At 68.3% G+C, this 25201-nt stretch carries 23 protein-coding genes and 1 tRNA gene; 14 read left to right on the top strand and 10 right to left on the bottom strand.

Going from position 1 to position 25201, the window contains the following annotated elements:
- Nucleotides 1–18: 18 nt before the first annotated feature.
- Entirely contained in the window at nt 19–843 is an 825-nt protein-coding gene (locus Pmi06nite_RS02530) for a hypothetical protein (RefSeq protein ID WP_203951161.1), read from the bottom strand.
- A gap of 263 nt (nt 844–1106) precedes the next feature.
- Between Pmi06nite_RS02530 and Pmi06nite_RS02525 the strand changes: the two genes are divergently transcribed.
- On the top strand, nt 1107–2402 hold the full coding sequence (locus Pmi06nite_RS02525) for a deoxyguanosinetriphosphate triphosphohydrolase (protein WP_203951160.1): 1296 nt from the start codon (nt 1107–1109) through the stop codon (nt 2400–2402).
- A gap of 111 nt (nt 2403–2513) precedes the next feature.
- Nucleotides 2514–3770 (top strand): NAD(P)/FAD-dependent oxidoreductase, encoded by a 1257-nt coding sequence (locus Pmi06nite_RS02520; protein ID WP_203951159.1) that lies wholly within the window; start codon nt 2514–2516, stop codon nt 3768–3770.
- Nucleotides 3771–3808: 38 nt separating this feature from the next.
- On the opposite strand, the gene Pmi06nite_RS02515 is transcribed toward Pmi06nite_RS02520, so the two are convergent.
- Nucleotides 3809–4666: a M23 family metallopeptidase gene (locus tag Pmi06nite_RS02515; protein ID WP_239113560.1), complete on the bottom strand. Its 858-nt coding sequence runs from the start codon at nt 4664–4666 to the stop codon at nt 3809–3811.
- A gap of 189 nt (nt 4667–4855) precedes the next feature.
- Between Pmi06nite_RS02515 and dnaG the strand changes: the two genes are divergently transcribed.
- From dnaG to Pmi06nite_RS02500, 3 genes are all read left to right on the top strand, one after another.
- Entirely contained in the window at nt 4856–6724 is a 1869-nt protein-coding gene (gene dnaG, locus Pmi06nite_RS02510; RefSeq protein ID WP_203951157.1) for a DNA primase, read from the top strand.
- Nucleotides 6725–6870: 146 nt separating this feature from the next.
- Complete coding sequence (gene rpoD, locus Pmi06nite_RS02505) at nt 6871–8010, top strand: RNA polymerase sigma factor RpoD (protein ID WP_203951287.1); 1140 nt, start codon at nt 6871–6873, stop codon at nt 8008–8010.
- Nucleotides 8011–8305: 295 nt separating this feature from the next.
- Complete coding sequence (locus tag Pmi06nite_RS02500) at nt 8306–8677, top strand: hypothetical protein (protein ID WP_239113521.1); 372 nt, start codon at nt 8306–8308, stop codon at nt 8675–8677.
- 67 nt (nt 8678–8744) lie between these two features.
- On the opposite strand, the gene Pmi06nite_RS41750 is transcribed toward Pmi06nite_RS02500, so the two are convergent.
- Entirely contained in the window at nt 8745–9044 is a 300-nt protein-coding gene (locus tag Pmi06nite_RS41750; protein WP_239113520.1) for a YtxH domain-containing protein, read from the bottom strand.
- Nucleotides 9045–9199: 155 nt separating this feature from the next.
- On the opposite strand from Pmi06nite_RS41750, the gene Pmi06nite_RS02490 reads away from it, so the two are divergent.
- A tRNA-Asn gene (locus tag Pmi06nite_RS02490) sits at nt 9200–9272 on the top strand.
- A 268-nt stretch (nt 9273–9540) separates the two neighbouring features.
- Here Pmi06nite_RS02490 and Pmi06nite_RS02485 read toward each other — a convergent pair.
- Nucleotides 9541–9927: a MerR family transcriptional regulator gene (locus tag Pmi06nite_RS02485; protein WP_203951156.1), complete on the bottom strand. Its 387-nt coding sequence runs from the start codon at nt 9925–9927 to the stop codon at nt 9541–9543.
- Nucleotides 9928–10041: 114 nt separating this feature from the next.
- On the opposite strand from Pmi06nite_RS02485, the gene Pmi06nite_RS02480 reads away from it, so the two are divergent.
- Nucleotides 10042–11355, top strand: coding sequence for an alpha/beta fold hydrolase (locus Pmi06nite_RS02480; RefSeq protein ID WP_203951155.1), 1314 nt, complete (start codon nt 10042–10044; stop codon nt 11353–11355).
- A gap of 400 nt (nt 11356–11755) precedes the next feature.
- Here Pmi06nite_RS02480 and Pmi06nite_RS02475 read toward each other — a convergent pair whose 3' ends face one another.
- Nucleotides 11756–12640, bottom strand: a complete 885-nt coding sequence (locus Pmi06nite_RS02475) for a LysR family transcriptional regulator (protein WP_203951154.1) — start codon at nt 12638–12640, stop codon at nt 11756–11758.
- Nucleotides 12641–12814: 174 nt separating this feature from the next.
- Between Pmi06nite_RS02475 and Pmi06nite_RS02470 the strand changes: the two genes are divergently transcribed.
- From Pmi06nite_RS02470 to Pmi06nite_RS02455, 4 genes are all read left to right on the top strand, one after another.
- Entirely contained in the window at nt 12815–13294 is a 480-nt protein-coding gene (locus tag Pmi06nite_RS02470; protein WP_203951153.1) for a transcriptional regulator, read from the top strand.
- A 906-nt stretch (nt 13295–14200) separates the two neighbouring features.
- Nucleotides 14201–14650: an ester cyclase gene (locus tag Pmi06nite_RS02465; protein ID WP_203951152.1), complete on the top strand. Its 450-nt coding sequence runs from the start codon at nt 14201–14203 to the stop codon at nt 14648–14650.
- Between the two features lie 398 nt (nt 14651–15048).
- On the top strand, nt 15049–16206 hold the full coding sequence (locus Pmi06nite_RS02460; RefSeq protein ID WP_239113519.1) for a nitric oxide synthase oxygenase: 1158 nt from the start codon (nt 15049–15051) through the stop codon (nt 16204–16206).
- A 65-nt stretch (nt 16207–16271) separates the two neighbouring features.
- On the top strand, nt 16272–17042 hold the full coding sequence (locus Pmi06nite_RS02455) for an enoyl-CoA hydratase-related protein (protein WP_203951150.1): 771 nt from the start codon (nt 16272–16274) through the stop codon (nt 17040–17042).
- Nucleotides 17043–17093: 51 nt separating this feature from the next.
- Here Pmi06nite_RS02455 and galK read toward each other — a convergent pair whose 3' ends face one another.
- The 4 genes from galK to Pmi06nite_RS02435 form a co-directional block, all read right to left on the bottom strand.
- Entirely contained in the window at nt 17094–18215 is a 1122-nt protein-coding gene (gene galK / locus Pmi06nite_RS02450) for a galactokinase (RefSeq protein ID WP_203951149.1), read from the bottom strand.
- Nucleotides 18216–18294: 79 nt separating this feature from the next.
- A complete protein-coding gene (locus tag Pmi06nite_RS02445) occupies nt 18295–18717 on the bottom strand; it encodes a hypothetical protein (protein ID WP_203951148.1) in 423 nt (140 codons plus the stop codon).
- A gap of 77 nt (nt 18718–18794) precedes the next feature.
- Nucleotides 18795–20585, bottom strand: coding sequence for an alpha/beta hydrolase (locus Pmi06nite_RS02440; RefSeq protein WP_203951147.1), 1791 nt, complete (start codon nt 20583–20585; stop codon nt 18795–18797).
- An 88-nt stretch (nt 20586–20673) separates the two neighbouring features.
- A complete protein-coding gene (locus Pmi06nite_RS02435) occupies nt 20674–21579 on the bottom strand; it encodes a helix-turn-helix transcriptional regulator (protein ID WP_239113517.1) in 906 nt (301 codons plus the stop codon).
- Nucleotides 21580–21847: 268 nt separating this feature from the next.
- On the opposite strand from Pmi06nite_RS02435, the gene Pmi06nite_RS02430 reads away from it, so the two are divergent.
- Nucleotides 21848–23047, top strand: a complete 1200-nt coding sequence (locus Pmi06nite_RS02430; RefSeq protein ID WP_203951145.1) for a bifunctional glycosyltransferase family 2/GtrA family protein — start codon at nt 21848–21850, stop codon at nt 23045–23047.
- Between the two features lie 45 nt (nt 23048–23092).
- A complete protein-coding gene (locus tag Pmi06nite_RS02425) occupies nt 23093–23788 on the top strand; it encodes a hypothetical protein (protein ID WP_203951144.1) in 696 nt (231 codons plus the stop codon).
- 35 nt (nt 23789–23823) lie between these two features.
- Here the strand turns inward: Pmi06nite_RS02425 and Pmi06nite_RS02420 are convergent, their stop codons facing one another.
- Entirely contained in the window at nt 23824–24297 is a 474-nt protein-coding gene (locus tag Pmi06nite_RS02420; protein ID WP_203951143.1) for a GNAT family N-acetyltransferase, read from the bottom strand.
- Between the two features lie 232 nt (nt 24298–24529).
- Between Pmi06nite_RS02420 and Pmi06nite_RS02415 the strand changes: the two genes are divergently transcribed.
- On the top strand, nt 24530–25096 hold the full coding sequence (locus Pmi06nite_RS02415) for a copper resistance CopC family protein (RefSeq protein WP_203951142.1): 567 nt from the start codon (nt 24530–24532) through the stop codon (nt 25094–25096).
- Nucleotides 25097–25201 lie beyond the last annotated feature (105 nt).

The raw sequence follows: 25201 nt of genomic DNA, 5'->3' as shown, positions 1-25201 counted from the left end.
CCCCTGTCCCTGTCCCTGTCAGACCCACTCCCATCGGATCCCGCGGGCGCCCGGACGGGCGTCCGCGTCGATGAGGTGGACCGTCCCGTACGCGTCGACGTGCAACTCGCCCGCGTCCCCCGGCTCCCCCCACGGGTCGGGGGACCAGGTGTGGAAGCAGCGGACCGGCAGCGTGGGGCCTTCGAAGCGGATCTGCACGACGTGCTGCTGGACCGGGACGTGCAGGAGGCGGACGTGGTGGTCCGCGTCGAGCGCGCCTCCGGAGAACCCGGTCGAGTACTCCAATATCCGCGTCTCCCCGGCGGCCAGCGGCCGGTCGAAGATCAGCTCGTCGAGTGTGGTGGTCCCCGTCTCGTCCACGCCGCTGCGTCCCGGCCTGCAGCAGTCGGTGCGGAGCAGGCGGATGCCCGTCGGGTGCGCGACGACGCAACGGTCGGCGCCCGCCGCCGTCGCCCGTAGGACCAGCCGGGCACGGGCCAGCCGCCGTCTCCGGTCCGCCCCCACGACCACCTGCTCGTGCTGGCTGAGGACCGTGATCACGCCAGGAGACGGGTCCGTACGGCGTCCGCGCGGGCGGGGCGGTCCCAGCAGGCCGATCAGCGAGTACGCGGGAAGCGCCAGGATGGTCTCGAGTTCGCGCAGAGCCACGAGAGAGGCGGCACGCTCGGGACGTGACCGGCCCCGCTGCCAGTAGCTCAGGCTCGACAGGCTGATGTGGACGCCCCGCTCGCGCAGACGGGCGTGGATGCGGTCGAGACTCAGCCCCCGCGCCCGGATCGCCACCCGCAGGGCGTGCTCGAAGGGTCCGGAACGGAGAACCTCCACGAGCTCACGATCGGCCACCGAAGCTCCTTCTCAGGCGTGACGGAATCCCCGACTTTCCCCGAGTTCCACTCATGGTGCTTGACCCGACCAAAGTCATCAATGTCGAAATATGTGTTAGTCGACCAACATTCAGACCGACATTCGTCGGTGAGCGGGGCCGAGCGCCCCGAAGTGTTCCCAGGGTGTTCGTCGTGAGGTCGGGATTCGAGGGGTACGGTTCTCTCCCCGTCTCCGGAGCCGCGGGAGAGGTACGGGGCCGGGGAGGGGAAGGGGGAGGACGGATGACCCGTTACGACGAACACGACCAGGCGCGATGGGCGCCCGAGCCGCCGGGCAACCCCGAGCGGAGCGCGTTCGAGCGGGACAGGGCGCGGGTGCTGCACAGTGCCTCGCTGCGCCGGCTCGCGGCCAAGACCCAGGTGGTGACCCCCACCGACTACGCCAGCATGCACAGCCCGCGCACCCGGCTCACGCACTCGCTCGAGTGCGCCCAGATCGGCCGCGAGATGGGCAAGGCCCTCGGCCGCGACCCCGATCTCGTCGAGACGGCCTGTCTCGCCCACGACCTCGGCCACCCGCCCTTCGGCCACAACGGCGAGATGGCGCTCGACCGCATGGCCGCCCGGTGCGGCGGCTTCCAGGGCAACGCGCAGAACCTGCGCCTGCTCACCCGCCTGGAGGCCAAGGTCATGACCGAGGACGGCCGCAGCGCCGGGCTCAACCTGACCCGCGCGACCCTCGACGCGGTGTGCAAGTACCCCTGGACCAGCCACGCCTTCCAGGCCCCCGGAGTGCCCCACGCCCGTGAGGGCCGGCCGTACTGCGTCTATCCCGACGACCTCGCGGTCTTCCGGTGGATCCGGGAGGGAGCGCCCGGCGACTCGATCAGCTTCGAGGCGCAGATCATGGACTGGGCCGACGACGTCGCCTACTCCGTCCACGACCTGGAGGACGCCCTGACCTCCGGCCACGTCACCCTCGAGGCGCTGCGGGACCCCGAGGAGAGGGCGGCCGTCTGCCGTCTGACGCGCGACTGGTACGTGCCCGACGCCGACCTGAACGAGCTGGCCGAGATCTTCGCGAGGCTGGTCGCGGACCCGCTCTGGCCGGGCCGTTTCGACGCCGGCCTGGTCGACCTGGCGGGGCTCAAGCGCCTCACCAGCGGGCTGATCGGGCGCTTCTGCACATCCGCGCAGGTCGCCACCCGCGACGTGTACGGCTCCAGCGCCGTACGCGGGGCACGGGCCGGGGGAGAGCCGGCCGGTCGCCATTCGGCGGACCTCGTCGTGCCGGCGGCGACGCGGCTGGAGTGCGCGCTCCTCAAGGGGGTGACGGCCTACTACGTGATGTCCAGGGACGACCACCACGCCACCCAGGCCAGGCAGCGCGACCTGATCGCGGAGCTCGGGTCGCTGATCATGCTGGGCGCTCCCGCGACGCTCGAGCCCGCCCTGCGCCCCCGGTTCGAGGAGGCCGCCGACGACGCGGGGCGGTTGCGCGCGGTCGTCGACCAGATCGCCTCGCTCACCGACGCCTCGGCGCTGGCCTGGCACCGCCGGTTGTCGGCCCGTGCCTGATCGCGGCGATTCGGTCGCTTGACGGAAGCACCGTGGGCGCCGGACGGCCTGAGATAGTTTCGACGGCGTGTGGCCCGTGGCGGGCGCACGAGGACCGGTCGAGGAGGATCCATGCCCATTTTCGTGATCATCGGCGCGGGGCTGGCCGGGGCGAAGGCCGCTGAGACGCTTCGTGCCGAGGGCTTCACCGGGGACATCGTGCTCGTGGGAAGCGAGCGGGAACGTCCGTACGAGCGCCCGCCGCTCTCCAAGGGCTACCTCCAGGGATCGACCGAGCTGACCAAGGTCTACGTCCACGATCCCGAGTGGTACGACGCCCAGGGGGTCGACCTGCGGCTGGGGACCACGGCCACGAGCATCGACCCGCGGGCGCGGATGGTGACCCTGACCACGGGGGAGGGGCAGGACGTCGTCGCGCCGCAGCCGTACGACAAGCTGCTGATCGCGACCGGCGCGAGCCCGCGGCCGCTCCGCGTGGAGGGCGCCGATCTCGGCGGCGTGCACTATCTCAGGACCGTCGCCGACAGCCAGGCGTTGCGGAACACCTTCGCACGCGGTGGCGACGTGGTGATCGTCGGGGCGGGGTGGATCGGCCTGGAGACGGCGGCCGCCGCACGTCAGGCGGGGTGCGCGGTCACGGTCGTCGAGCCCGATCCCACGCCGTTGCACCGGACCTTCGGGCCGGCCGTCGGTGAGATCTTCGCGTCGCTGCACCGGGCGCACGGGGTCGAGTTCCGGCTGCGCGCCTCGGTCCAGGCGCTGCGCGGCACGTCAGATGTCCGGGAGGTGGTGACCTCGGAGGGTGAGGTGCTGCCGGCGACGGACGTCGTGGTCGGCATCGGCGCCTCGCCCAACGTCGAGATCGGCAGGACTGCCGGGCTGGAGATCGCGGACGGGATCGTCGTGGACGCGTCGCTGCGCACCTCGGACCCGGATATCTACGCGGCCGGCGACGTGGCGGAGGCGGTCAACCCTTTGCTCGGCCGCCGGATCCGGGTGGAGCACTGGGCCAACGCGCTCAACGGAGGCCCCGCCGCGGCCCGCGCGATGCTGGGGCAGGCCGTCGTCTACGACCGCGTGCCGTACTTCTTCACCGACCAGTTCGACCTCGGCATGGAGTTCTCCGGGGACGTCGCCGGTCATGACCAGGTCGTATACCGCGGCGACCCGGCGATCCACGCGGCGGTCACGCCCGAGTTCCTGGTCTTCTGGGTCGAGCAGGGCCGCGTGCTCGCCGGGATGAACGTCAACGTGTGGGACGTCACGGAGGAGATCCAGGCCCTCGTACGGGCGGGACAGGCGGGCCGGGCCGTGGATCTCGGCCGGCTCGCCGACCCCAAGATCCCTCTCGGCGACCTCCTGAACTGACCTGAGCTGACCTGACCCGCCCGCCGTCGCCGTACGGGCTAGGTGGTGGCGGCGCCGTCGCCCTGCGAGTTCTGCGGGTCGGGCTTGTCCGCGGGCTTGGGCACGCAGAGCACCGTGCACTTGGGGAGCGCGCCGACGCGCTTGCGCTCGTTGAGCGTGGCCTGCTTGGGGGACAACGTATGGTTCCCGTTGCGCCACGCGTCGAGGAAGGTCCACGGCTCGACCATGCCCCGGCGGACCCACCAGTACTTGGGGTCGGTCGGCCACGACATGCCGAAGTAGAGGTTGCTCGCCGTGTCGACCGCGTTGCCGGAGTTGCCGATCGATCCCAGCCGCTGCCCGGCGCGGACCTTCAGGCCCGGCTTCAGGCCCGGCGTGACGGAGGCGAGGTGGCCGCCCAGGTAGAGCACGCCGTCCTTGCCGAGGATCGTCACGAAGCGGCCTTCGCGGTCCGCGCCGACGTCGGTCTCGGGCTTCCACGTGCTCTTGGTGTTCACCTCGCGCACGACGCCGTCGACCGGCGAAACGAAGGCGCATCCCTTGGCCGCCCAGATCGTGCTCTTGGGCAGGCCGGCCAGCAACTTGCGGGCATAGGTCACCCGGCATCCCTTGACCGGGAACGCGTAGGTGAAAGGCGACACCTTGGGGGGGAGGACCCGTACCGGGGCGCCCCCGGCGGAGACGATCCCGGCCGCCGGCCGCGGTGTGGCGGTGGCTTTCGTGGGCGTGCCGTTCGACGACGTGCCGCCTGAGGATGTGGCGCCTGTGGACGTGCCGCCTGTGGATGTGGCCGACGACGGTCGCGCCGCAGTCGCACCGGCGTCCCCGGCGGGGCCGCTGCAGGCCGCGACAAGACATCCGGCACCCGCGAGGAGGGCCAATTTCCCCGATCGCATGATCTCCACCTGGTTGACCTTACTGAACTTCTCCTTTGTAACGGACCGCCGCATTCGTCACGACCCGTTCGATGAAGTCACCCTGCCCCGTCTCGGGCGGAGATCGCCACGTCGCCCGCGGCCATACCGACCGGAACCGTGTGGGGCGGGGAGCCCACGGTACCGCCGGCAGGGCCTAAACTCGCCAGAGTGGCAGGGCGGATCAGTGACGAGGACATCGCGATCGTTCGCGAGCGATCACCGATCGCCGATGTGGTCGGTGAGCACATCCAGCTGCGCAACGCGGGCGGCGGCAACCTGAAGGGTCTGTGCCCCTTCCACGACGAGAAGTCGCCCTCCTTCAACGTCACCCCGGCCCGCGGTTACTACTACTGCTTCGGCTGTGCCGAGGGCGGCGACGTGATCACGTTCGTCCGCAAGATCGAGAACCTGACGTTCACCGAGGCCGTCGAGCGGCTCGCGCAGCGCGGCGGGATCCAGCTCCGCTACGAGCAGGGCGGTTACGTTCCCGGCCGCGAGCAGGGGGAACGGACCAGGCTCATCGAGGCGCACCGGGCGGCCGCCGAATTCTACGCCGAGCGTCTCGCGACGCCGGACGCCGCGCCGGGACGGCGCTTCCTGTCCGAGCGCGGCTTCGAGCGCGTCGACGCCGAACGCTTCGGCGTCGGCCACGCGCCCGCCGAGTGGGAGGCGTTGTCGCGGCACCTCATGGGCCGTGGTTTCACCGCGCAGGAGCTGATCCGGGGCGGCCTCGCCCGGGAGGGCCGCAGGGGACCGATCGACCGGTTCCGCGGCAGGCTCGTGTGGCCCATCAGGGACATCACCGGCGACGTCATCGGCTTCGGAGCGCGCAAGCTGCTCGAGTCCGACGACGGCCCGAAATACCTGAACACCCCCGAGAGCCCGATCTACCACAAGAGCTCCGTCCTCTACGGCGTCGACCTGGCCAAACGGGAGATCGCCAAGCGGTCCCAGGCGGTCATCGTCGAGGGCTACACCGACGTGATGGCCTGCCATCTCGCCGGCGTGCCGACGGCGGTGGCCACCTGCGGCACGTCGTTCGGTGAGGAGCACATCAAGGTCCTGCGGCGGCTCCTGCTCGACCAGGCGGAGTTCCGCGGTGAGGTGATCTTCACCTTCGACGGTGACTCCGCCGGGCAGAAGGCGGCCCTGCGGGCGTTCCAGGACGAGCAGAAGTTCGTCACCCAGACCTTCGTCGCCGTCCAGCCGGACGGGCTCGACCCGTGTGACCTGAGGGTCAAGCAGGGCGACGCGGCCGTGCGGGACCTCGTGGCCAGCCGCGAGCCCCTGTTCGCGTTCGCCATCCGCAGTGTCCTGTCCCGGTACGACCTCAACACCAATGAGGGGCGCCTGGGCGCGCTCGACGCGGTCGCCCCCGTGGTGGCCGCCATCAAGGACCCGGGCCTGCGGAAGACCTACGTCGTCGACCTGGACCGCTGGCTCGGCTTCATGGACGAGGGTTTCGTCATCCGGAGAATCCAGCAGGTCATCGGGAAGGACCGGGGCCCCGGCCAGGCGCGCGCGCCGAGGCAGGAGGCGGTCGACCCGGCGGTGCGGCTGGAGGTCGAGGTGCTCAAACTCGCGGTCCAGCGGCCGGCCCTCCTCGGGCCGGAGTTCGACGCGCTCGGCGCGGAGACGTTCACGTTGCCGGAGCACGTCGGCCTGTACGCGATCATCATGGCCGTCGGCGGGACCGCCATGGGAGGGTCCGGCGGCCGCGAATGGGTCGACCGGCTGCTCGAGCAGGCCGGCTCGGCCTCGGCGACGGGCGAACAGGGGGCGGACCTCCGGTCGATGACGACCCGGTTCGCCGTCGAGGCGCTGCGCGCCGACACCGCCGTGGAGGAGCGGTACGCCTCGGCGATGCTGGCGAAGCTCCACGAGACCGCGGTGGGCCGGGCGCTGACCCAGGTGAAGTCACGATTGCAACGGCTCAATCCGGTCGAGGAGCAGCAGGAGTACAAGCGGCTCTTCGGCGAACTGGTGGCTCTCGAGCAGCAGCACCGTGTGTTGAGAGAACGCGCCGCCGGGGCCTGAATAAACCTTCCTTTCCGCATCTCGTGACGGTCAAACATTATTTTTGATCTCAATACGGTGTTGGATTCTGTCTTACCTTGAGTGCCAAAAATAGGCCTGCCATTTTCCCGTATCTATATTGCAGACTGTGTTCCGTGGGTGCATCGGTGCTGCCAAGCAGGCCGCCATCGGTAGACCAGGTGGCGGAGCTCGTCGCTAAGGGAAGGGAACGCGGAAGCGTCACGATAGATGACGTGGCCTCCGCGCTCGACCGGTCCGAGCTGCCTGCCGACGCGCTTGAGCGCGTCGTGCGCATGCTCGCTGAGAACGGGGTTGAGGTCCTTGAACCGCAAGGGGATGAGGAGCCCAGCAAGCCCGACGAGGAGGACGTTGCCAAACGAGCTCCAACGAGTGACCTGGTCAGGATCTACCTGAGGGAGATCGGCCGAGTTCCGCTGCTGACGGCTGAGGAGGAGGTGGAGCTCGCCAAGGCCATCGAGGCCGGGCTGTTCGCCGAGGACAAGCTCTGCGAGAACACCGCGCTCCGACTCGCCCGTCCGGAGTTCGAGGATCTCGTCTGGGAGGGCGTCCGGGCCAAGCAACGGCTCATCGAGGCGAACCTCAGGCTGGTGGTCTCGATCGCCAAGCGATACGTGGGCCGTGGAATGCTCTTTCTCGATCTCATCCAGGAGGGCAATCTCGGGCTCATCCGCGCCGTCGAGAAATTCGACTACACCAAGGGTTATAAGTTCTCGACGTACGCCACCTGGTGGATTCGTCAAGCGATCACCCGGGCGATAGCGGATCAGGCGCGCACGATCCGAATTCCGGTCCACATGGTCGAAACGATCAACAAATTGGTACGGGTGCAACGCCAGCTCCACCAGGATCTCGGCAGGGAGCCCGCTCCCGAGGAGATCGCGGGGGAGATGGGTCTGCCCATCGACCGTGTGGTGGAGATCCAGCGGATCGCTCAGGAGCCGGTCTCGCTCCAGTCGCCGATCGGTGAGGAGGACTCCGACCTCGGCGACTTCATCGAGGACGCCGACGCCGTGGTGCCGATCGAGGCGGCGGCGTTCATCATGCTGCAGGACCAGCTCGACGACATCCTGGCGACGCTGTCCGAACGTGAGCAGCGGATCATCCAGCTCCGGTTCGGCCTGGCCGACGGCCATCCGCGGACGCTGGAGGAGGTCGGCCGCGAGTTCGGCGTCACGCGCGAGCGGATCCGGCAGATCGAGTCCAAGACGCTGGCCAAGCTGCGCCACCCGACCCGGGCGCAGATGCTGAGGGACTACCTCGACTGACCCCTGGTGCGGGGTCTCGCCTGGCTCAGGCGGGGCCCCGCGCCTCCGGGTCCTCCGGCGGGGCTCGGCGCCGCCGGGCGGATTCGGCCACGGGCCGCGCGCCGGATAGCCTGCCGGTATCAATGGTCGTGCTCAGTGGCGGTGCTCGTTGGCTGGTTCGAAGTTGTCTCTGTTCGGCCTATCCGGGGGACGGTTCGGGTCTCGCCGTCTGCCCTCCGAGGTCCGTACGGCTCTCGCCCTGGATCCGCACGAGCGGGTGATCAGTCACGCATTGGTAGCCGAAGGCGACCATGTTGTGGCCACCACGCACGCGCTGCACCTGCCTGACGGTCAGCGGCTCCCGTGGCACCTCATGGACAAGGCGGTCTGGGACGAGGAGGGCGTGACCGTCACGATGACCGACGGCGTCTCCCACCGGGTTCTGCTGCCCGAGCCCGGCCTGCTGCCTGAAACGGTCCGTGAGCGGGTCACCGCCTCGATCGTGGCCAGCAGGCGGGTCCAGCTCGACGCGCGCGGGGGAGTGCGGCTGGTCGCCCGGAGGGTGCCGGGATACGACACCCCCCGGTGGGAGTTCATCTTCGATCCGGGCCTTGATCCGTCCGACCCCGGGCTGAGGGCTCTCGCGGAGCAGGCCCTGGAAGAGGTACGGCGGAGCCTCGGGGTCTGAGAACGCGGGTCTGGAGGAGCGGAAGCCCCCGGCCTGGGCCAGGGGCTCGTGGTGCTGTGCGGGTCGCTCAGGTGATCCGGTCGGGGTCGGTGTGCGGCCAGCCGGTCGCCACGCCCACCCTCTCGTCCTCCCAGGCGTCCTGCCTCTTCAGGAACTTGCCGCCGAACTTGTCGCCGGCCAGATCCTTCGCCTTGCCCGCCACCTTGGAAGCCTGAGCGCCGACCAGTCCCGCCGCCTCCTGGACACTGGGGCTGTCCGCCACTCGCTGTGCGGCCCGCTTGATCTGCTCGTAGCGCTCACGCCCGGCTCGGGTTCCCAGGACGTAACCGATGGCCAGCCCGGCGGCGAACATCGCCTTGTACCGCATCTTCCACCTCCGCGCTCGTGCTCTCCGCCCCTTCTACCCCGGAGGCCTGCATCTATCCAAGCGGAATGGACGTGACAGACTCCCCCAGGAGTGCGCTAATCTAGTTCCGCGCCGCAAGATGGACCGCAAGGCCCGATCAGGCGGTGTCACCGCAATCCCGTGTAGCTCAATCGGCAGAGCAGCCGGCTGTTAACCGGCAGGTTATAGGTTCGAGTCCTATCGCGGGAGCTTCAGTAGAACTGAGGAACATTCAGCTCGGGCCCCTTTCCTTGATCCAGGAAGGGGGCCTGAGTCGTTTCGGGAGTGACTACCCGACTTGGTCTCCGTCGCCGGAGACAGCGTCCATGGTCTCGGCCCCATGGGCGCTCACGGGCCTGATCTGGTGTCGATAGACGGTTCGCGTGGTGTCGGGTGTCGGGTGCCCGACAAGATCGACGATGCGTTCCACCGAGACATCCCCGTCACTCAAGATCGAGACGAAGGAGTATGGACTTCGTCATCTGCCCAGAGTGGCGTCTCTCACAGAGAGCTCTTGCGCCTCCACCGCCCGGCAATAGTCGAGTTGCTGCTGCGCCAGCTTCCGGACTCGGTTCAGTGATGCGATCCGCTCGTCGATGAGGTTGATCTTCGACTGCAGGCTCTCTTGTGCTCGCGCGTGATCTAGCACGCCTTCGGTCATCTCCTGGGAGAAGGCCAGGATCTCGCGCAGGGAGAAACCTATCGATTTCCCGGAGGCGATGAGGTCGGCCGTTTCGATGTCCTTCTCGGTGTAATGCCGATAGCCGTTCTCGCTGCGGCTGCTGGAGAAGAAGCCCACCTTCCCGTAGAAGCGGATCGTGTCGGTGCTGACGCCGACGCGTTTAGCGAATTCGCCGATCAACATGCGCTGAGCCTCCCTGTCGATCCGAGCGGAGTGGAGTGAGGCGCGGATCACTCTGGACCTTGGAGCATACTCCAAGGTTTACGTTTGAGCCGACCGACAATCAAGGAGGCTCCGATGACTGTGATTCATCCCGAACCGGGAACTGCGGTAGACGGCCTGCCCGGCTTCCATCACCGCTACGCCGAAGGGAACGGCACCCGCATCCACTACGTGATCGGCGGCGCCGGCCCGGCGGTCGTGCTGGTACATGGCTTCCCGTTCACCTGGGCGGTATGGCGTGAGCTGATGCCGATGCTGGCGGCCCAGGGCTACACCGTGCTAGCCCCCGACCTGCGCGGCATGGGCGATTCCGACCCAGCCGAGAGCGACACCTTCGCCAAGACCAACGTCGCCGAGGACATCCGGCAGATCGTGCTCGGGCTGGGTCTCGGACCGATCAACCTGGTCGGCATGGACGTGGGCGGCATGGTGGTCTACGCGTACGCGTCACGGCACCCTGACGAGGTCCGCCGGCTGGTGCTCTCCGAGACGCTGATCCCCGGCTTCGGCCTTGAAGAGATGATGAACCCTTCCGTCGAGGGCGGTACCTACGCCTTCGGGTTCAGCGGCCAGGTCGACCTGGCCACGTTCCTCACCCAGGGCAAGGAAACCGAATACCTCACACCGTTCTACCGGCTGACCTCGGTGCGGCCGGACGCCGAGGAATACGGCGTCGCCCACTATCTGCCGCATTTCACCGGCCCGAACGGCATCCGCGGCGGCTTCCAGCACTACGGCGCCATGATCGAGGACGGCAAGGCCAACCGGGCCGAGTTCACGACCCGGCTCCCGATGCCGGTCCTGGTGCTCAACGGCGACCACGGCTACTATCGCGGCCAGCTGCTGGCCGGCGCCCGGCAGGTCGCCGAGAACATCGAAACCGATGTCATTGCGCAGGCTTCCCACGCGTACGCGTTCGACAACCCGCAGGCCACCGCCGAGCGATTCCGCCGATTCTTCGCGGTGTCCGATACTGAGCGGCTGGTCATCGTCGACGAGATCCGCCAGTTCATGGCCCGGTACGCCTACTACGCCGACCACAAACAGTTCGACCAGCTCGCGCGGCTGTTCGCACCGGAGGCGACCTTCACGATCTATGACCCGCAAGGCGTCCAGGTTATGCAGATGACCGGCCCGAAGGAGATCGAGGACGTCATCACCACCAGCGTCGGCGACGCCACCGCGATCCACCACCTGTTCTCCTTCACTACCGAGGTCCACTCGCCGGTGGCTGCGTCCTCGACCATCAACATGGAGGACTGGATCGACGGCAGCACCCTCAAGGTGCGCGGCTACGGCCATTATCACGGCGAGTTCGCCAAGGTCGATGGCTCCTGGCGGATAGAGAAGTTCGTCCAGACCCGCCTGCGCACGGATGTGCTCCCGTGAGCGCGCTGGGCGCTACAAGTGGCGACCTGCTGAAGCGCAGACTCGCGGGACTGAGGGACAACCTGCGGGACAACCGCTACGGATGGCCGCTCCTTAACGGATCTGGGCTCGGGTGGCTGGGCCGACATCGCGTCCGGACCGGCGTGAACTGATCCAAACGGCGGGCAGCTGGTTCGAGTCCTATCGCGGGAGCTTCAGTAGAACTGAGGAACATCCAGCTCGGGCCCCTTTCCTCGATCCAGGAAGGGGGCCTGAGTCGTTTCGGGAGCGACTACCGGTCTTGGTCACCGTTGCCGAAGGCAGCGTCCATTGATCACTCGCAGGCCATGCAGCACACGCATGAGATCAAACAGGGTTCCGTCGTCGCGAGTGATCACGAGACTGTCGAGCGTGAACGCGATCACGGCGTTTTGAGGTGTGCGGCGAGCGCTGCTGCGGCTTCGGAGAGCCCGGACCAGCCTCGGCTGCACAGCAGCAGATTGCGTTTCGCCCAGGAATTCGTCAGGCCCACGGCCCGCAGGTCGTAGGCACGCTGCCAACGGGCGGCCGCAACCGCGGGAACGACGGCGATGCCGACCCCAGCCGCCACCGCACTGCAGATCGCCTCCGTGGTCGGCAGACGCGCTCGGTAGCGAGGCCGGAGCCCGAGCGGCTGGGTCTGCCCGCTCAGATGCTCCTGCAACGGGTTCCCCTCGGTGAAGCCGACGAATGGGTGGCCGAGGCACTCGCTGAACGCGACATCAGCACGCCCGGCCAGAGCATGGCCTGGCCGCACGATGACAACCAGCGGGTCGGGACGCAGTACCGCGCGTTCCAGCCGGCCCGAGTCCACGGTGTCGGCGATGATCCCCAGTTCCACCCGGCCGTCGGTGACGGCGGCGACGATCTCATGGCTTGGCCGTTCCTCCAACTCCAGGTCGATGTCGGGGTTGCCGGCCATGAAGTCGACCATCATCGACGGCACGAGCGTTTCGGTTGCCGAAGTGTTGGCCAAGATCACTAAAGTGGACCGCAGGCCGTCGGAATACCGGGCCAAATCTGAACGCATTCGGGCGATCTGCCCAACGACTTCACGGGCATGGGCCACCAGCAGCCATCCTGCCGGTGATGGCACAACGCCACGGCGATGCCGGATCAACAGCGGCGCCCCCAGAGCCTTCTCCATCGCCTTGATCCTTGCACTGGCCGAGGCCAGCGACAGGTGTGACCGATCCGCCCCCTGGGTGATGCTGCCCTGGTCGACCACCTGCAGGAACAGCTGAAGATCGGTCAGGTCGTACGTCATGGGTCAAGACGCTACCCGCACCGGCCCATCCGAGAAGCCTTCGACTCAGCCGAAGGCTTACTCACAAAAAGACTCATTGTGAACTCGATGTCAGACGTCCAAGCTGAATACAGGACACCAGACACCGTCTGTCGAGTACGACGGGTATCCAGCCAATCCTTCCCGGAGGCACCAATGACGACATCTCGGGCCGAGCTAGCCGAAGTCGCCGAGAAACGCATCGCCACGGACTGGGGTCTAGACGAGTGGGCGGACCGGCTTGTCGAGCAGGCCGGAGTCGGAGTCACCATCGTGGACCGCCACGGAACGGTGATGTATTACAACAAGTGGGCATCGGAGCATCTCGACCGGATGCCCGAATACATCGACGACGACGTCCGGAGGCGGCATCGCCGAGCGGTGACCAATCCCCGTTTCGACGCCATGCTCAAGCTGTTCGAAGACGGCCGCGTTGAGCCGGTGCGCTACGTCGCCAGGCCCTATGGGAAGACGACAATCCTGGTCACGGTCTCACCGATCCGGATCGAAGGCGAATTTGTCGGCTTGTCCCAGATCGTACTTCTCAAGGACGAGGTACAGGAACTTTGCGCGCGGTTCGACACGTCGGGACGCGATTCCTTCGAGAGAGAAATGCTGCCTGATGGCCGGTTGTAGGTGCGGTTGTCGGTGCTGAGAGTCTGTCCGTCGGCGGGGGTTTTGATCGGATTGAGGACGCAGACTCCGGCGCCGTCGTAACCGCTGTCGGCCAGTGTGGGCAGGCCGTTCGGGGCGGACGGGGCCTGGACGTTGCCGGCGTGCTCGTGCGCCTTGCCGGAGTGCCAGGAGAACGCCCGGCCCGCAGGCCAAGACGTGACTTGACCTGCGTCAAGGGTAGTCCGGCTGGTCAGGTCCCAAGCGTTCTCGATACACCAACTACTACACCAAGGGCCGAGCCTCCATCGAAGCCGGAGCGACTCAAGTCGAGAGCCACACGCGGTGAACCAGTGTGAACGGGTCTGGACCCAGTTGACCAGCCTGACCTCGCATCCGGATCAGCGTGTACTGATCGACACGGAGAGAGTCTGATTCGTGTCCTTTTGCGGGAGCTTCAGTAGAACTGAGGAACATTCAGCTCGGGCCCCTTTCCTTGATCCAGGAAGGGGGCCTGAGTCGTTTCGGGAGTGACTACCCGACTGGGGCTCCGTTGCCGAAGACAGCGTCCATGGTCTCGGCCCCCGTGGGCGATCACGGGCCTGATCTGGTGCCGATAGACGGTTCGCGTGGTGTCGGGTGTCGAGTGCCCGACAAGATCGACGATGCGTTTCCACCGAGACGTCTCCGTCACTCAGGATCGAGACGAAGGAGCGTCGTGGCTCCCGTACCTTCCAGCGGTTCCGAATCCCGCCTTCTCGTGATCACTCGCAGGCCACGCAGCACACGTGTGGGAGGGTCTACACGGATTTGCCCCGGCGGGGATGTTGCCAGGCATTCCCTGGCGTGCCCGCGACGGCCTCGTGGTCCATGGTCGGCCTACCCGTGGGTAGTGTCATATATGGGTTGATATCCCGACCACGGAGGGGCATGGCCATGGTCGAGAAGTGGGAAATCAAGCGCGGGCTGGCCGACGCTATCAACGACCACGACGTGCGTCGGATGCTCGATTTCTTCACCGAGGATGCCGTCTTCGTCTCTCCCGTCGGAGTGGCGGAGGGACACGAACAGATCGCGTGGTTCTTTGAGCAATTCTTCAAGGGATTCCCTGACCTCCACCTGGCGGTGTGGTTCGAGGCCACCGATACCGACAACCCCATGATGGTCGAATGGACGGGGACCGGCACGCACACCGGACCGGTTCTGCTGCCCGACGGTCAGGAACTGGAAGCGACAGGCCGCCGCATCACTCTGCGCGGCACCTGCGCCTCGTTCGTCGAGAACGGAAAGATCGTCACGCACCGGGAGTACTTCGACCAATTGGAGCTGTACACACAGCTCGGCTTGCACCTGTCAAGGGACGAGCCGGCCCCCGTGTAGCCCCTCCGAGAGTTCGAGCTCTCCTGGGGCTGCCGACACGTCGGCGATGCCATCCTCCGCCGGCGACGCAGGAGCATGATCGGCCGGACATGGCTAGACGGTCCCTGAGCTGCGACGTACCCGGTCAGCCCTTCACGGAACGACACCTTCTGGCGTCGACGGGCACTGATCGTTTCCCGTTCGGACTCCGGCGGCGTCACGGGGAGCTCCGGACGTTTCTCCCGAAGATTGCCCCCTTGTATCCAAATGCGGGGGACAAATCACGGGACTTCGCCGAAAATGTGAGGCGCTGCGCCTTTTCTGAGAGGTCGTGGCTGCCGCGGACCACAAACGCGCAGTGGGGTGAGGGCCACTGCGGCAGAGGGCGTCATCGCCACCCCGGAACCGGCGTGATGTCCGTGAGTACGAAGTGTGTGGCGGTCGTGCTGACATGGTTCAGGTCCAAGCAGGTTACGGAAGCCGTACAGGAACCAGGATGCGAGGAGGGCATCGACAAGGAGGAGGCTGAGGATTTCATCCGGCTCTACCACGCGGAGAACCCGTCCGTGGGGTCGGTCAAGCCCAGGCTTCGCGAGATCGCCCGAGAGATCTCCCAGACAGGCACCTACACGCACACGCCAGGAGAGCTCGCCTTCGGGGCTCGGGTGGCGTGGCGCAACAGCAACAAGTGCATCGGCCGGCTCTACTGGAAATCCCTCCGCGTCCGAGATCGCCGGCACGTCGACACGGCCGACGGCGTCGCAGAGGAGTCCGTGGAACACCTCCGGGTGGCCACCAACAAGGGCAAGATCCGGCCGACGATCACCGTGTTCGCGCCGGACAGGCCCGGCGAGCAGGCCCCGGTGATCTGGAACGACCAGCTCATCCGGTACGCCGGGTACACGCAGCTCGACGGATCGGTCGTCGGCGACCCCGCGAACGCCGAGCTTACCGAGGCCGCCATACGGCTGGGCTGGCGCGGGCGCGGCACCAGGTTCGACGTCCTCCCACTCATCATCGAGGCCAAGGGCACACCTGCCCTGCGAGGACTGCCCCCCGAGGTCGTCCTCGAAGTCCCCCTCCGGCACCCGACGTTTCGGTGGTTCGCCGAGCTCGGGCTGAAGTGGCATGCCGTACCTGTCATCTCGAACATGTGCCTGGAGATCGGCGGCATCCGCTATCCATGCGCGCCCTTCAACGGCTGGTACATGGGCACCGAGATCGGCGCCCGCAACCTTGCGGACGCGGACCGGTACGACCAGCTCGGAGTGGTCGCCGAGCGGCTCGGCCTGGACATGTCGCACGACCGTACGCTCTGGCGCGACCAGGCCCTCGTCGAACTGAACCTGGCCGTCCTGCACTCCTTCGAGGAGGACGGAGTCGCCGTGACCGATCACCACACCGAGGCCAGGCGCTTCATGATCCATCTGGAGAAGGAGGAGCGCAGCGGTCGCGTCTGCCCGGCGGACTGGTCCTGGATCGTGCCACCCCTGTCGGGGGCGGCCACCCCCGTGTTCCACCGTTACTACGACGACGTGCAGCTGACCCCGGCGTTCACCCGCCGCCAGCGGCAGTAGTGACCCGGGAGGTTCACGGAAGGGCCCCTCCCGGGGTAGAACATAATTCGGTAGGGGAGGTCGACATGGTGGTGCTGTCCGAGGACGACGGCAGTGTGCGGATCCTCACGTTCAACCGGCCGGAACGGCTGAACGCGTGGACCGACGAGATGGGACGGCGCTACTTCGACCTCCTCGAGGAGGCCGAGCGGGATCCGTCGGTCAGGGTCATCGTGGTCACCGGCGCGGGGAGGGGTTTCTGCGCCGGCGCCGACTTCGCGACCCTGACCGCCATACAGACGGGGGACTACGACGGCAAACCGGACACCCGGCCCAACACCTTTCCCGTGACGATCCGCAAGCCGGTGATCGCCGCGGTGAACGGCGCCTGCGCCGGGCTGGGCATGGTCCACGCCCTGGTGTGCGACATCGTGTTCACCGCCGACGACGCCAAGTGGACGACCGCCTTCTCGCGCAGGGGCCTGGTCGCCGAGTACGGCCTGGCCTGGATCCTGCCCAAGCTCGCCGGGCAGGCAAGAGCGATGGACCTGCTGCTGTCCGGCCGCGTGTTCACGGGTTCGGAGGCGTACGAGCTGGGCCTGGCAGGCAGGGCCATACCGCGTGACCGGCTCATGGACGAGACCCTGGCCTACGCGGGGGAGCTGGCCACGTGGTGCTCGCCCGCGTCGATGGCGGTCATGAAACGGCAGGTGTGGGGCGACTGGAACGGGTCTCTCGACGAGTCGAGGGAGGCGGCGGAGGGCCTGATGCGGGAGTCGTTCGAACGGGCCGACTTCGCCGAGGGCGTGGCCAGCTTCCTCGAACACCGCCCGCCGGACTTTCCACCGCTCGGCTGAGCGGCGTGAACGGGCCCGATGGACCCGTTCCCGCCGGGATCTCGGTCGTGCCTAGGCGAGCCTGCGCGCGCCGGCCGCCGCCGTCGCCAGGAAGATCGTCGGAGCGGCCCAGCCGCGCTCGTCGTAGGCGCGCAGGACCTCCTCCCGCACCCGATCCGCCTTCTCTTCGGCGACGAGGGCGATGGCCGAGCCGCCGAAGCCGCCGCCCGTCATCCTGGCACCCCTCGCTCCGCCCTTGACGGCCGCCTCGACCGCCACGTCCAACTCCGCGCAGGAGACCTCGAACTGATCGCGGAGTGAGAGGTGGGAGGCGATGAGCAGGGCCCCGATCTCCTGTACGGCTCCCGCACGCAGCAGCCCGATGAGGGCTTCGACGCGGTGGTTCTCCGTCACGACGTGCTGCGTCCTCTTGCGCTCGTCGCCCGTCAGCTTCTGGAGGGCGCCCGCGAGGTCGGTGACGTCTCGCAGCGAGGCGACGCCCAGGTGCTTGGCGGCGTTCTCGCAGTCCTGTCGGCGGCGGGCGTACTGGCCGTCGGCCAGCTCGTGATGCACGCCGGTGTTGATGATCAGCAGCTGCAGTCCGTGCGCGGCCAGGTCGAGCGGGACGGTGCGGGAGGCCAGCGATCGGCAGTCGAGGAACAGCGCATGGCCCTCCTCGCTGAGGACGGACGCCGCCTGGTCCATGATCCCGCACGGCATGCCGACGAAGTCGTTCTCGGCCTTCTGCGCGATCCTGGCCAGCTCGATCTTGGGCCGGCCCAGGCCGTACAGGTCGTCGAGGGCGACCGCGACGGCGACCTCGAGGGCCGCGCTGGACGACAGTCCTGCGCCCTGGGGCACGTCGCCGTCGATCACGATGTCGGCGCCGCGGATGGGGAGGCCCTCCTGGCGCATGACCCAGAAGACCCCGGCCGCATAACGCGCCCATCCCTCGGCCTGGTCGATCTGCTCGAGGACCTGGGGTTCGGCGGACGCCTGGAGTGACATGAGTCGGACGGTGTCGTCCTCGCGCGGGCGCACCGCGGCCGTGACGCCCCAGGGAACCGCGAACGGCAACACGAATCCGTCGTTGTAGTCGGTGTGCTCCCCGATCAGGTTGACCCGGCCCGGTGCGTGCCACACTCCTGCGGGCTCGCCGCCATAGGTCTGCCGGAAAGCATCAACAACGCGCACAATCCCACACTCCTGAACATTTTCGACCTTTCGTAGGTTACCGAGTCCCGGCTCGACAACCCACTTGGCGAGACGTCCCCTACGGCTCGGGCGTCCCGTCAGGCCAGACGCAGGGGGAGGTGGCGGCGAGGTAGAGGCGATCCCCTTCGGCCCAGCCCAGCGCCAGGATGAACCCATCCGGCCGACTCTCGCCTGCGATATGAGGATGCCCGGTCTCCAGCCCGCCTGTGCCGGTGATGATGTGCCGCTGCTGTTTCCAGTGATCCATGACCTGGCGGGCGATGGCCATGTTGGCTGAGGCCGGGACGTCACGCAGCCAGTACGCGCGGCTCACCACCACCTGCTTCGAGGATTCCGCCGGGCCGGGATCGAGGCATGAGGAGGTGGTCGGAAAGATGGTGTTGAGCTCCAGTCGTGGTCCGGGATCAAGGACGGAAGCGGTGCTCGTCAGGAGCTGCTCCACGCGCGTCAGGGCCTGCGCCTGGGTGATCGTTTGGGGCATGGAAGACCTTGGTTCCGTGCAGCCGGCCAGCATGACCAGCAGGAGAGCGCCTGTTGAGGCGTGATGCCGGAGGGATGTCATCTGTTGAGCTCTCTCACCGCCGGGGGAGCGAGTTCGGGCATCAGCAACTGCGGCTGCGACAGAGGCTCGGCCTTGATCAGGTGGCCGTACTGGCTGTTGACGATCATTGCCATGTTGCGCAGAGATGCCGAATAGGGTTTCCAGTAGTTGGAGTGGGCTTCGGTGATCACGCTGCGCTCGACGAGGAATCGCTGGGCCCCGAAGCCGGTGTCGCCCGGATCGGCCGCGAACCTGCCGAGGTAGGCGACCGGATCGTTGCCTGCCTCGCCGACCCAGACGTGGCCGGGCGCGAGCCCCAGATCGCTCGCGTGCTCGACCCCGACGCCGGGGCTGCCCACGAAGATGATGTCGTCGGCGAGGAGCCCGGGACGCAGAACGGCGGCCTTTCCTGTGACCAGGGAGCCGTAACTGTGTCCGAGCAGCACGTTCCTGGCGGAGGCGACAGTCTGATGGGCGGCGTGCAGGCCGTCGACGAAGGCGGCCAGCGCGCCCGCGCCCCTGTCGGCGGCGCCTCCCATGGCGACCGAGCGGCTGGGCGACACGATCCCCGGATCGAGTTGGGGAGCGTCATAACCCAGCCAGGCGATCGAGGCGACCTGCCTGTCGCCGGCGGTCGTCTGGCACTGCTGCCAGAGGCGCCGGGCACGCTCGACGCCGCCGTCGAAGGTATCCAGCCGCGTCCCCAGCCCGGGGACGTAGGTGACGGTCGTGTCCGCCGTGTCGGGATCGCCCCAGGACACGACGAGCCGGCCGAGCCCCGCGTGGTTGAAGGAGAGCAGGAAGACGGGCGGATGGCCGTCGGCGCCGCCGAGCGCCAGCGTCCGCTCGATCATCTCGATCCTCTTGAGCGCGCTCAGGACGGCGTCAAGCGGCAGGAACATGGTGGGCTCGCCCGACTCCGCTATCTGGCGGGTGAGACGGGCGGACTCGGCCCGCAGGCGGGCCTTCTCCATGGCGAGGAACAGCCGGTTGGCCCGGTCGCGGATCGAGGCGGGCAGGCCGTTGAGCGACCCGACCCCCTGCGGCATGGCGGAGACCAGTTGCTCGCGCAACCCGCGGGGGAGTCCGCGCCACCACGTGTGGACGCGGGCCGCCAGGCCCGGGTCCTGGCCCTGCTCCTGGAGCGCGACCACGGCCATGAGCGCCGTGTGGTCTCCGGCGGCGATCCTGCGCAGCAGTGCCGCCGCCATGCCGGGGTCGGGGGCGAACGCCTCGAAGAGCCCGAAGCCGATCACGCCGGACGGCACCACGCCGCTGTCCCACGGGGTCCAGCTGTCCGGCTCGGCCCGCTGGATCCAGGACAGGCGCCGCTTCAGGTCGCGAGCCTGCCCGCGGGCCCAGTCGGCGCTGTGCGCCACGTCCCAGCCCGCGTTGGTCGGCAGACAGAGCACGGCGAGCTCGGCGTGCAGCCGCACAGAAAGATCGGACATCCGCTCCGCGGCCCGTTCGAGCGAGCAGACCAGGCCGTTCATCGTCTCGACGTTCACGCCGCGGAAGGCGCTCGAGGTGGCGGCCATGCTCGTCACCGACGTCTGGGCGGAGGGCATCCCCGGCGGGAGCATGCCGTGCCGTACGACCAGGCGGGAGACCTCCGCCAGAGCGGTCTCCAGACACGACTGCAGTATCGCGCGGTGCCTGGCCAGCTCGGCGGCGAAGCGGGGCGCGCCGCCGCCGACCCACGCGTGGGCGGCCATCAGATGCACGGCCTGGTCGAGGTCGGCGCGGTGGTCGGCGACGAGCGCGGACGCCCGGCGGAACGCCTCACGCACCTCACCCGTGTCAGACATGACGGTCAGCATGGCAGGGGGCGGTCGCGGCTCACAGAGAATCGGCAGTTCACGGTGCTATGTAGCGGTACGGGCCGCTTGGGGCGTGCTACTCGCCGGATTCCTCGTCGGAGACGTGGCCCTGCTCGGCCGATCGCTCCAGGGATTCACGCGCTCGTTCGCCCAGGTCGTCCGTTTTGGCGATCATGCTGGCGAGCAGCGCCAGACTCTGGGCGGTGGGGCTTCCCGGCTCGGCGTGCTTGATGACCAGAAGCTGGCCGTTCGTGCCGCTGATCAAGAGTTTCTCGAAACGGAGCTCCAGCGGGCCGACCTGAGGGTGATCGATGACGCTGGACCCGCACCGCCGGGCCCGGACGTCTTGGCGCGCCCACAGACGGCGGAAGATCTCGCTGCGCACGGAGAGCTCGCCGACGAGATCGGTGAGCCTGGGGTCGTCGACGTCGGGCCCGGCGAGCTCGCGCAGTGTCCCCACGGTCCCCGAGGTGATCTTCTCCCAGTCGCGGTAGTACTCGCGGACGCCCGGGTCGAGGAACAGGGCGCGCAGGACGTTGACACCGGGCCGGTAGACCGGCGACAGGGCGCAGGCCAGCGGGTTGGCGGCGAGCACGTCGAGGAAGCGGCTCTGGACGTACGCCGGGGTGTCCGACCACGTCGCGAGCAGTTGCCGGATGCCGGGCTGCACCCGCTCCGAGTGGTCGGGGAAGCGGCGGCGGCGCCGCTTGGGCCGCGCGAGCTGATGGAGGTGCGCGGTGGCGTCCTCGTCGAGTTGAAGCGCCCGGGCCAGGGCTTCGAGGACATGCTCGGAGGGATGCTGGTCGCGCCCCTGCTCCAGCCGCAGGTAGTAGTCGGTGCTGATGCCCGCCAGCATGGCGAGCTCCTCGCGCCGGAGCCCGAGCGTCCGCCCGCGCCCGAGATCGGAGAGCCCGACGGCCTCCGGGCGCATCAGCTCTCGCCGGGCGCGGAGGTATTCACCGATCCGGCTCTCCGTCTCCACGTCTTCGACCATACGTGCGTGAAGGCGGGGTCACCTGGCCCTGTCACACCCAGGACCGGGGAAGCCCCGACACCCGGGACCGGGAACCCCGCCGGCCGGAGCCCGAGCGGGGATTTCAATTTACGAGGATATATCCGTTTTCGGATTAATGCGTATTAAGTGGATTCGATGACGCTCCGCGCGATGTCTTCCTGTTATTGGGAATACTTCATCGATAATCCACTCAGGCCGGTTAAAGACGGATCGGTGCTCGGGTAGGACGTGCGGCATGAGTCAGATGACCGCAGCTAGAAGCATTAATCCGGTCGTCGAGGTGGTCGTTCCTGTTTACAACGAACAGCGCGTGCTGGATGACAGCATTCGCCGCCTCCACGACTACTTGGCGACGACATTTCCGTACGGATACCTCATAACGATTGCCGACAATGACAGCACCGACGGGACGTGGCCGCTCGCCATGGACCTCGCGGGCGACCTGCCCAACGTCCGGGCCGTGCGCCTGGAGAAGAAGGGGCGGGGCCGGGCTCTACGCAGAGTGTGGGCCGACAGCGAGGCGGACGTGGTCGCCTACATGGACGTCGACCTGTCCACCGACTTGAACGCCTTCCTGCCACTGGTCGCGCCTCTGCTGTCCGGGCACAGCGACCTGGCGATCGGCACCCGGTTGTCCCGTGGGTCGAACGTGACGCGTGGTGCCAAGCGTGAGTTCATCTCGCGGGGCTACAACCTGCTTCTGCGGTCGACCCTGGGCGTGCGATTCTCCGACGCCCAGTGCGGCTTCAAGGCCGTGCGCGCCGACGTCGCCCAGGTGCTGCTGCCGGCGGTCGAGGACGAGGAGTGGTTCTTCGACACCGAACTGCTGCTCCTGGCCGAGCAGCACGGGCTGCGCATCCACGAGGTGCCCGTGGACTGGGTCGACGATCCCGACAGCCGTGTGGACATCCTCAGGACGGCCCGCGACGACCTGCGCGGAATGGTCCGGGTCGCCCGCAAGACCCTTTCCGGCGCGGCGCGCCTGCCGATCCCCGCGAAGGTGCAGCAGGCCAGGCTGCCCGCCGGCATGGCGCGGCAGTTGTCGAGCTTCGCGATCGTCGGCCTGATCAGCACGCTCGTCCATCTCGCGCTCTACATGGGCCTGCGGACCGTCATGGCCGCGTTCGCCGCCAACGGCCTCGCCCTCGCCGCCACCGCGATCGCCAACACCGCCGCGAACCGGCGCTTCACGTTCCTGGTGACCGGCCGGGCCAGAGCCGTACGGCATCAGCTGGAAGGCGGGATCGCCTTCCTGGTCGGCCTGGTGCTCAGCACGGGCGGCCTCGCGATGCTCCATCTGCTCGCGCCCGCGCCGTCGACCCACGCGGAGCTCAGCGCCGTGGTCGTCGCCAACGGACTGGCCACGCTGGTCCGTTTCCTGCTGCTGCGCGCGTGGGTGTTCAACCCGCGCCGGGCGCGCGAGGCCGTCGGCTGAGCACGTCATGAACCCACTCTGCGACCGCCGATGAAAGGAAGGGCGATGCCCGTCACAATGACCGACTCACGTCCGGGCACCGGGACCGGGCGCCGTCTCCGCGACCGGATGCCCGTGGAGGTCGGCGCCCTCGGGGTGCTGGCGCTGGCCCTCGCCGTGCTCATGACGTGGCCCGCACTGGCCCACCCGTCCCGCACCATCCCGGGGGACTTCGGCGACCCGTTGTTCTTCGCGTGGGAGATCTCCTGGTACGGCCACGCGCTGCTGAGCCAGATCGGCCACCCGTTCGACGCGAACGCCTACTGGCCGCTGCCGCACACCGGCGTGTTCAGCGACACCCTGCTCGGCCTGGCCCCGTTCGGCATCGGCGTGTCCGACATGGGGGACGCCCTCGTCCGCTACAACGTGGCGTACGTCCTGGCCTCGGCGTTCAACTTCGCGGGCGCGTACCTGCTCGCCCGCCAGCTCGGCAGCGGCCGGATCGGCGCCCTCGTGGCGGGCGCGGCCTTCGCCTTCTGCCCGTGGCGCCTGTCCCACGCGATCCACCTCAACATCCTCGTCAGCGGCGCCATCCCGCTGTCGATCGCGCTCCTGCTCAGGGGCAACGGCATCGGGCGGAGAGGCGTCCCCCGCGAGCGTGCCGCCGGGACCGCGTTCCAGAACGCCGTCGAACGGTCGGTGGACGGGCTCGAGGTGGAGCGGCGTGACATGGGCGACAGCGTGCTGTTCATCCTGCGCTGAGGGCTCCGCCGGGCGGAGAGCCGCCCGGCGGGGTGCTAGACGAGGGACTTCTCGAACGAGTGCTCGCCGACCGTCTCGGGGTCGGCGGTCACGTCGTACAGCGGGCGGTAGCCGGTCGCGAGATAGAGGGCGGTCGCTTCCGGCTGGCGCGGACCCGTGGTCAGGACGACCCGCAGGTATCCGCGCCCGGCCGTCTCGCGTTCCAGTTCCCGCATGACGAGGCGGCCGAGCCCGCGGCGGCGGTGACCGGGATGCGTCCAGATGCGCTTCAGCTCGGCCGTGGTCGCGTCGTAGCGGCGGAAGGCGCCGCCCGCCGTGGTCTCCCCGTTCTCGACGAGGATCAGGAAGCCGCCGTCCGGTGGCGCGAAGTCCGACTCGGGGAAGCGGGCCAGTTCGTTGTTGGCCCCGTAGCGGCGGTGATACTCGATCGCGAGGTCGTCGAGGAGCGGGCGGAGCGCGGCGTCCCCCGGCGCGACCAGACGGAACTCCTGCGCGTGCTCGATCGTCATCTGCCCTCTCCCAACGGGTCGGACGGGGTCCTCCCGCCCGTGGACGCCCGGGAGCCGCATCCTATTGACCTGGTGGTTCTCCGCCGCAGGTCGGCCCCCGGGCGGCGTGGCCGTCCGGGGACCGAGGGTGCTCTGTGACAGAATTTGTCGCGTCATGCGCGCCTATCTGCCCCTTATGGCTCGCGGAAAGTGTGGCGGCTCACGCCTTCTTCACGCGTTCGGAGTTGGTCCCATGAAGTTCTCCGCCATCAAGGCGACGCTCGTCCTCCTTCTGGGGGGCGTGCTCGTGGCGGCACTCGCAGCACCCGCTCTCGCCCATGACAGCCTGAAGAGCAGCTCACCCGCCAGGAACGCCGTCGTCTCCACCCTCGACCAGATCGAGTTGGAGTTCAGCGCGCACGTGACCTATCCGGTCGTGATCCTCCACGACGCCGCCGGGCGCCGTTTCGAGTCGGGCACCCCGCGCGCCGACGGGCCGAAGGTGGTCCAGGGCGTGGCCGGTCCGCTCCCGTCCGGGAACTACGTCGTCGCGTGGCGGGTCGTCTCCTCGGACGGACATCCCGTCGAGGGGGAGATCCCCTTCACCGTGAAGGCCGCCGCCGGTGCGGCGGCGGCCGGTACGCCCTCGACTCCCGCGTCTCTGACGGCGACGGCTCCTTCCACGTCCGTGGCCGACGACAAGGGCTCGAACAACCCTCTGCTGCTGTGGGGCGGGCTCGCGCTGCTCGTCGTCGCCGGAGGGGCGGCCCTGTTGGGCCGCCGCAAGAAGCCCGAGCACGAGGCGGGCCCGGCGGCCTGACTCCGGCGGTTCCGCCGCACGTGCCCGGAGAGCCCGCACGGCGCGGCGGATCGGCCGTACGGCGATGGGCAAAGGGGGCAGAGGGGCCGGTGAGCCGCCGTAAGC

The sequence above is a fragment of the Planotetraspora mira genome (assembly GCF_016863275.1).
In the GTDB taxonomy this organism is placed as follows: Bacteria; Actinomycetota; Actinomycetes; order Streptosporangiales; family Streptosporangiaceae; genus Planotetraspora; species Planotetraspora mira.
The sequence above is the reverse complement of the archived record's forward strand: the minus strand, read 5'-3'. Positions and strand labels throughout refer to the sequence as shown.

Excerpts from the sequence above, each read along its gene's own strand:
- Pmi06nite_RS02525 (WP_203951160.1), top strand. The coding sequence starts at position 1,107 with ATGACCCGTTACGACGAACACGACCAGGCGCGATGGGCGCCCGAGCCG.
- Pmi06nite_RS02520 (WP_203951159.1), top strand. The coding sequence starts at position 2,514 with ATGCCCATTTTCGTGATCATCGGCGCGGGGCTGGCCGGGGCGAAGGCC.
- Pmi06nite_RS02515 (WP_239113560.1), bottom strand. The coding sequence starts at position 4,666 with ATGCGATCGGGGAAATTGGCCCTCCTCGCGGGTGCCGGATGTCTTGTC.
- Pmi06nite_RS41750 (WP_239113520.1), bottom strand. The coding sequence starts at position 9,044 with ATGCGGTACAAGGCGATGTTCGCCGCCGGGCTGGCCATCGGTTACGTC.
- Pmi06nite_RS02485 (WP_203951156.1), bottom strand. The coding sequence starts at position 9,927 with ATGTTGATCGGCGAATTCGCTAAACGCGTCGGCGTCAGCACCGACACG.
- Pmi06nite_RS02480 (WP_203951155.1), top strand. The coding sequence starts at position 10,042 with ATGACTGTGATTCATCCCGAACCGGGAACTGCGGTAGACGGCCTGCCC.
- Pmi06nite_RS02475 (WP_203951154.1), bottom strand. The coding sequence starts at position 12,640 with ATGACGTACGACCTGACCGATCTTCAGCTGTTCCTGCAGGTGGTCGAC.
- Pmi06nite_RS02470 (WP_203951153.1), top strand. The coding sequence starts at position 12,815 with ATGACGACATCTCGGGCCGAGCTAGCCGAAGTCGCCGAGAAACGCATC.
- Pmi06nite_RS02465 (WP_203951152.1), top strand. The coding sequence starts at position 14,201 with ATGGCCATGGTCGAGAAGTGGGAAATCAAGCGCGGGCTGGCCGACGCT.
- Pmi06nite_RS02455 (WP_203951150.1), top strand. The coding sequence starts at position 16,272 with ATGGTGGTGCTGTCCGAGGACGACGGCAGTGTGCGGATCCTCACGTTC.
- Pmi06nite_RS02445 (WP_203951148.1), bottom strand. The coding sequence starts at position 18,717 with ATGCCCCAAACGATCACCCAGGCGCAGGCCCTGACGCGCGTGGAGCAG.
- Pmi06nite_RS02440 (WP_203951147.1), bottom strand. The coding sequence starts at position 20,585 with ATGTCTGACACGGGTGAGGTGCGTGAGGCGTTCCGCCGGGCGTCCGCG.
- Pmi06nite_RS02430 (WP_203951145.1), top strand. The coding sequence starts at position 21,848 with ATGAGTCAGATGACCGCAGCTAGAAGCATTAATCCGGTCGTCGAGGTG.
- Pmi06nite_RS02425 (WP_203951144.1), top strand. The coding sequence starts at position 23,093 with ATGCCCGTCACAATGACCGACTCACGTCCGGGCACCGGGACCGGGCGC.
- Pmi06nite_RS02420 (WP_203951143.1), bottom strand. The coding sequence starts at position 24,297 with ATGACGATCGAGCACGCGCAGGAGTTCCGTCTGGTCGCGCCGGGGGAC.
- Pmi06nite_RS02415 (WP_203951142.1), top strand. The coding sequence starts at position 24,530 with ATGAAGTTCTCCGCCATCAAGGCGACGCTCGTCCTCCTTCTGGGGGGC.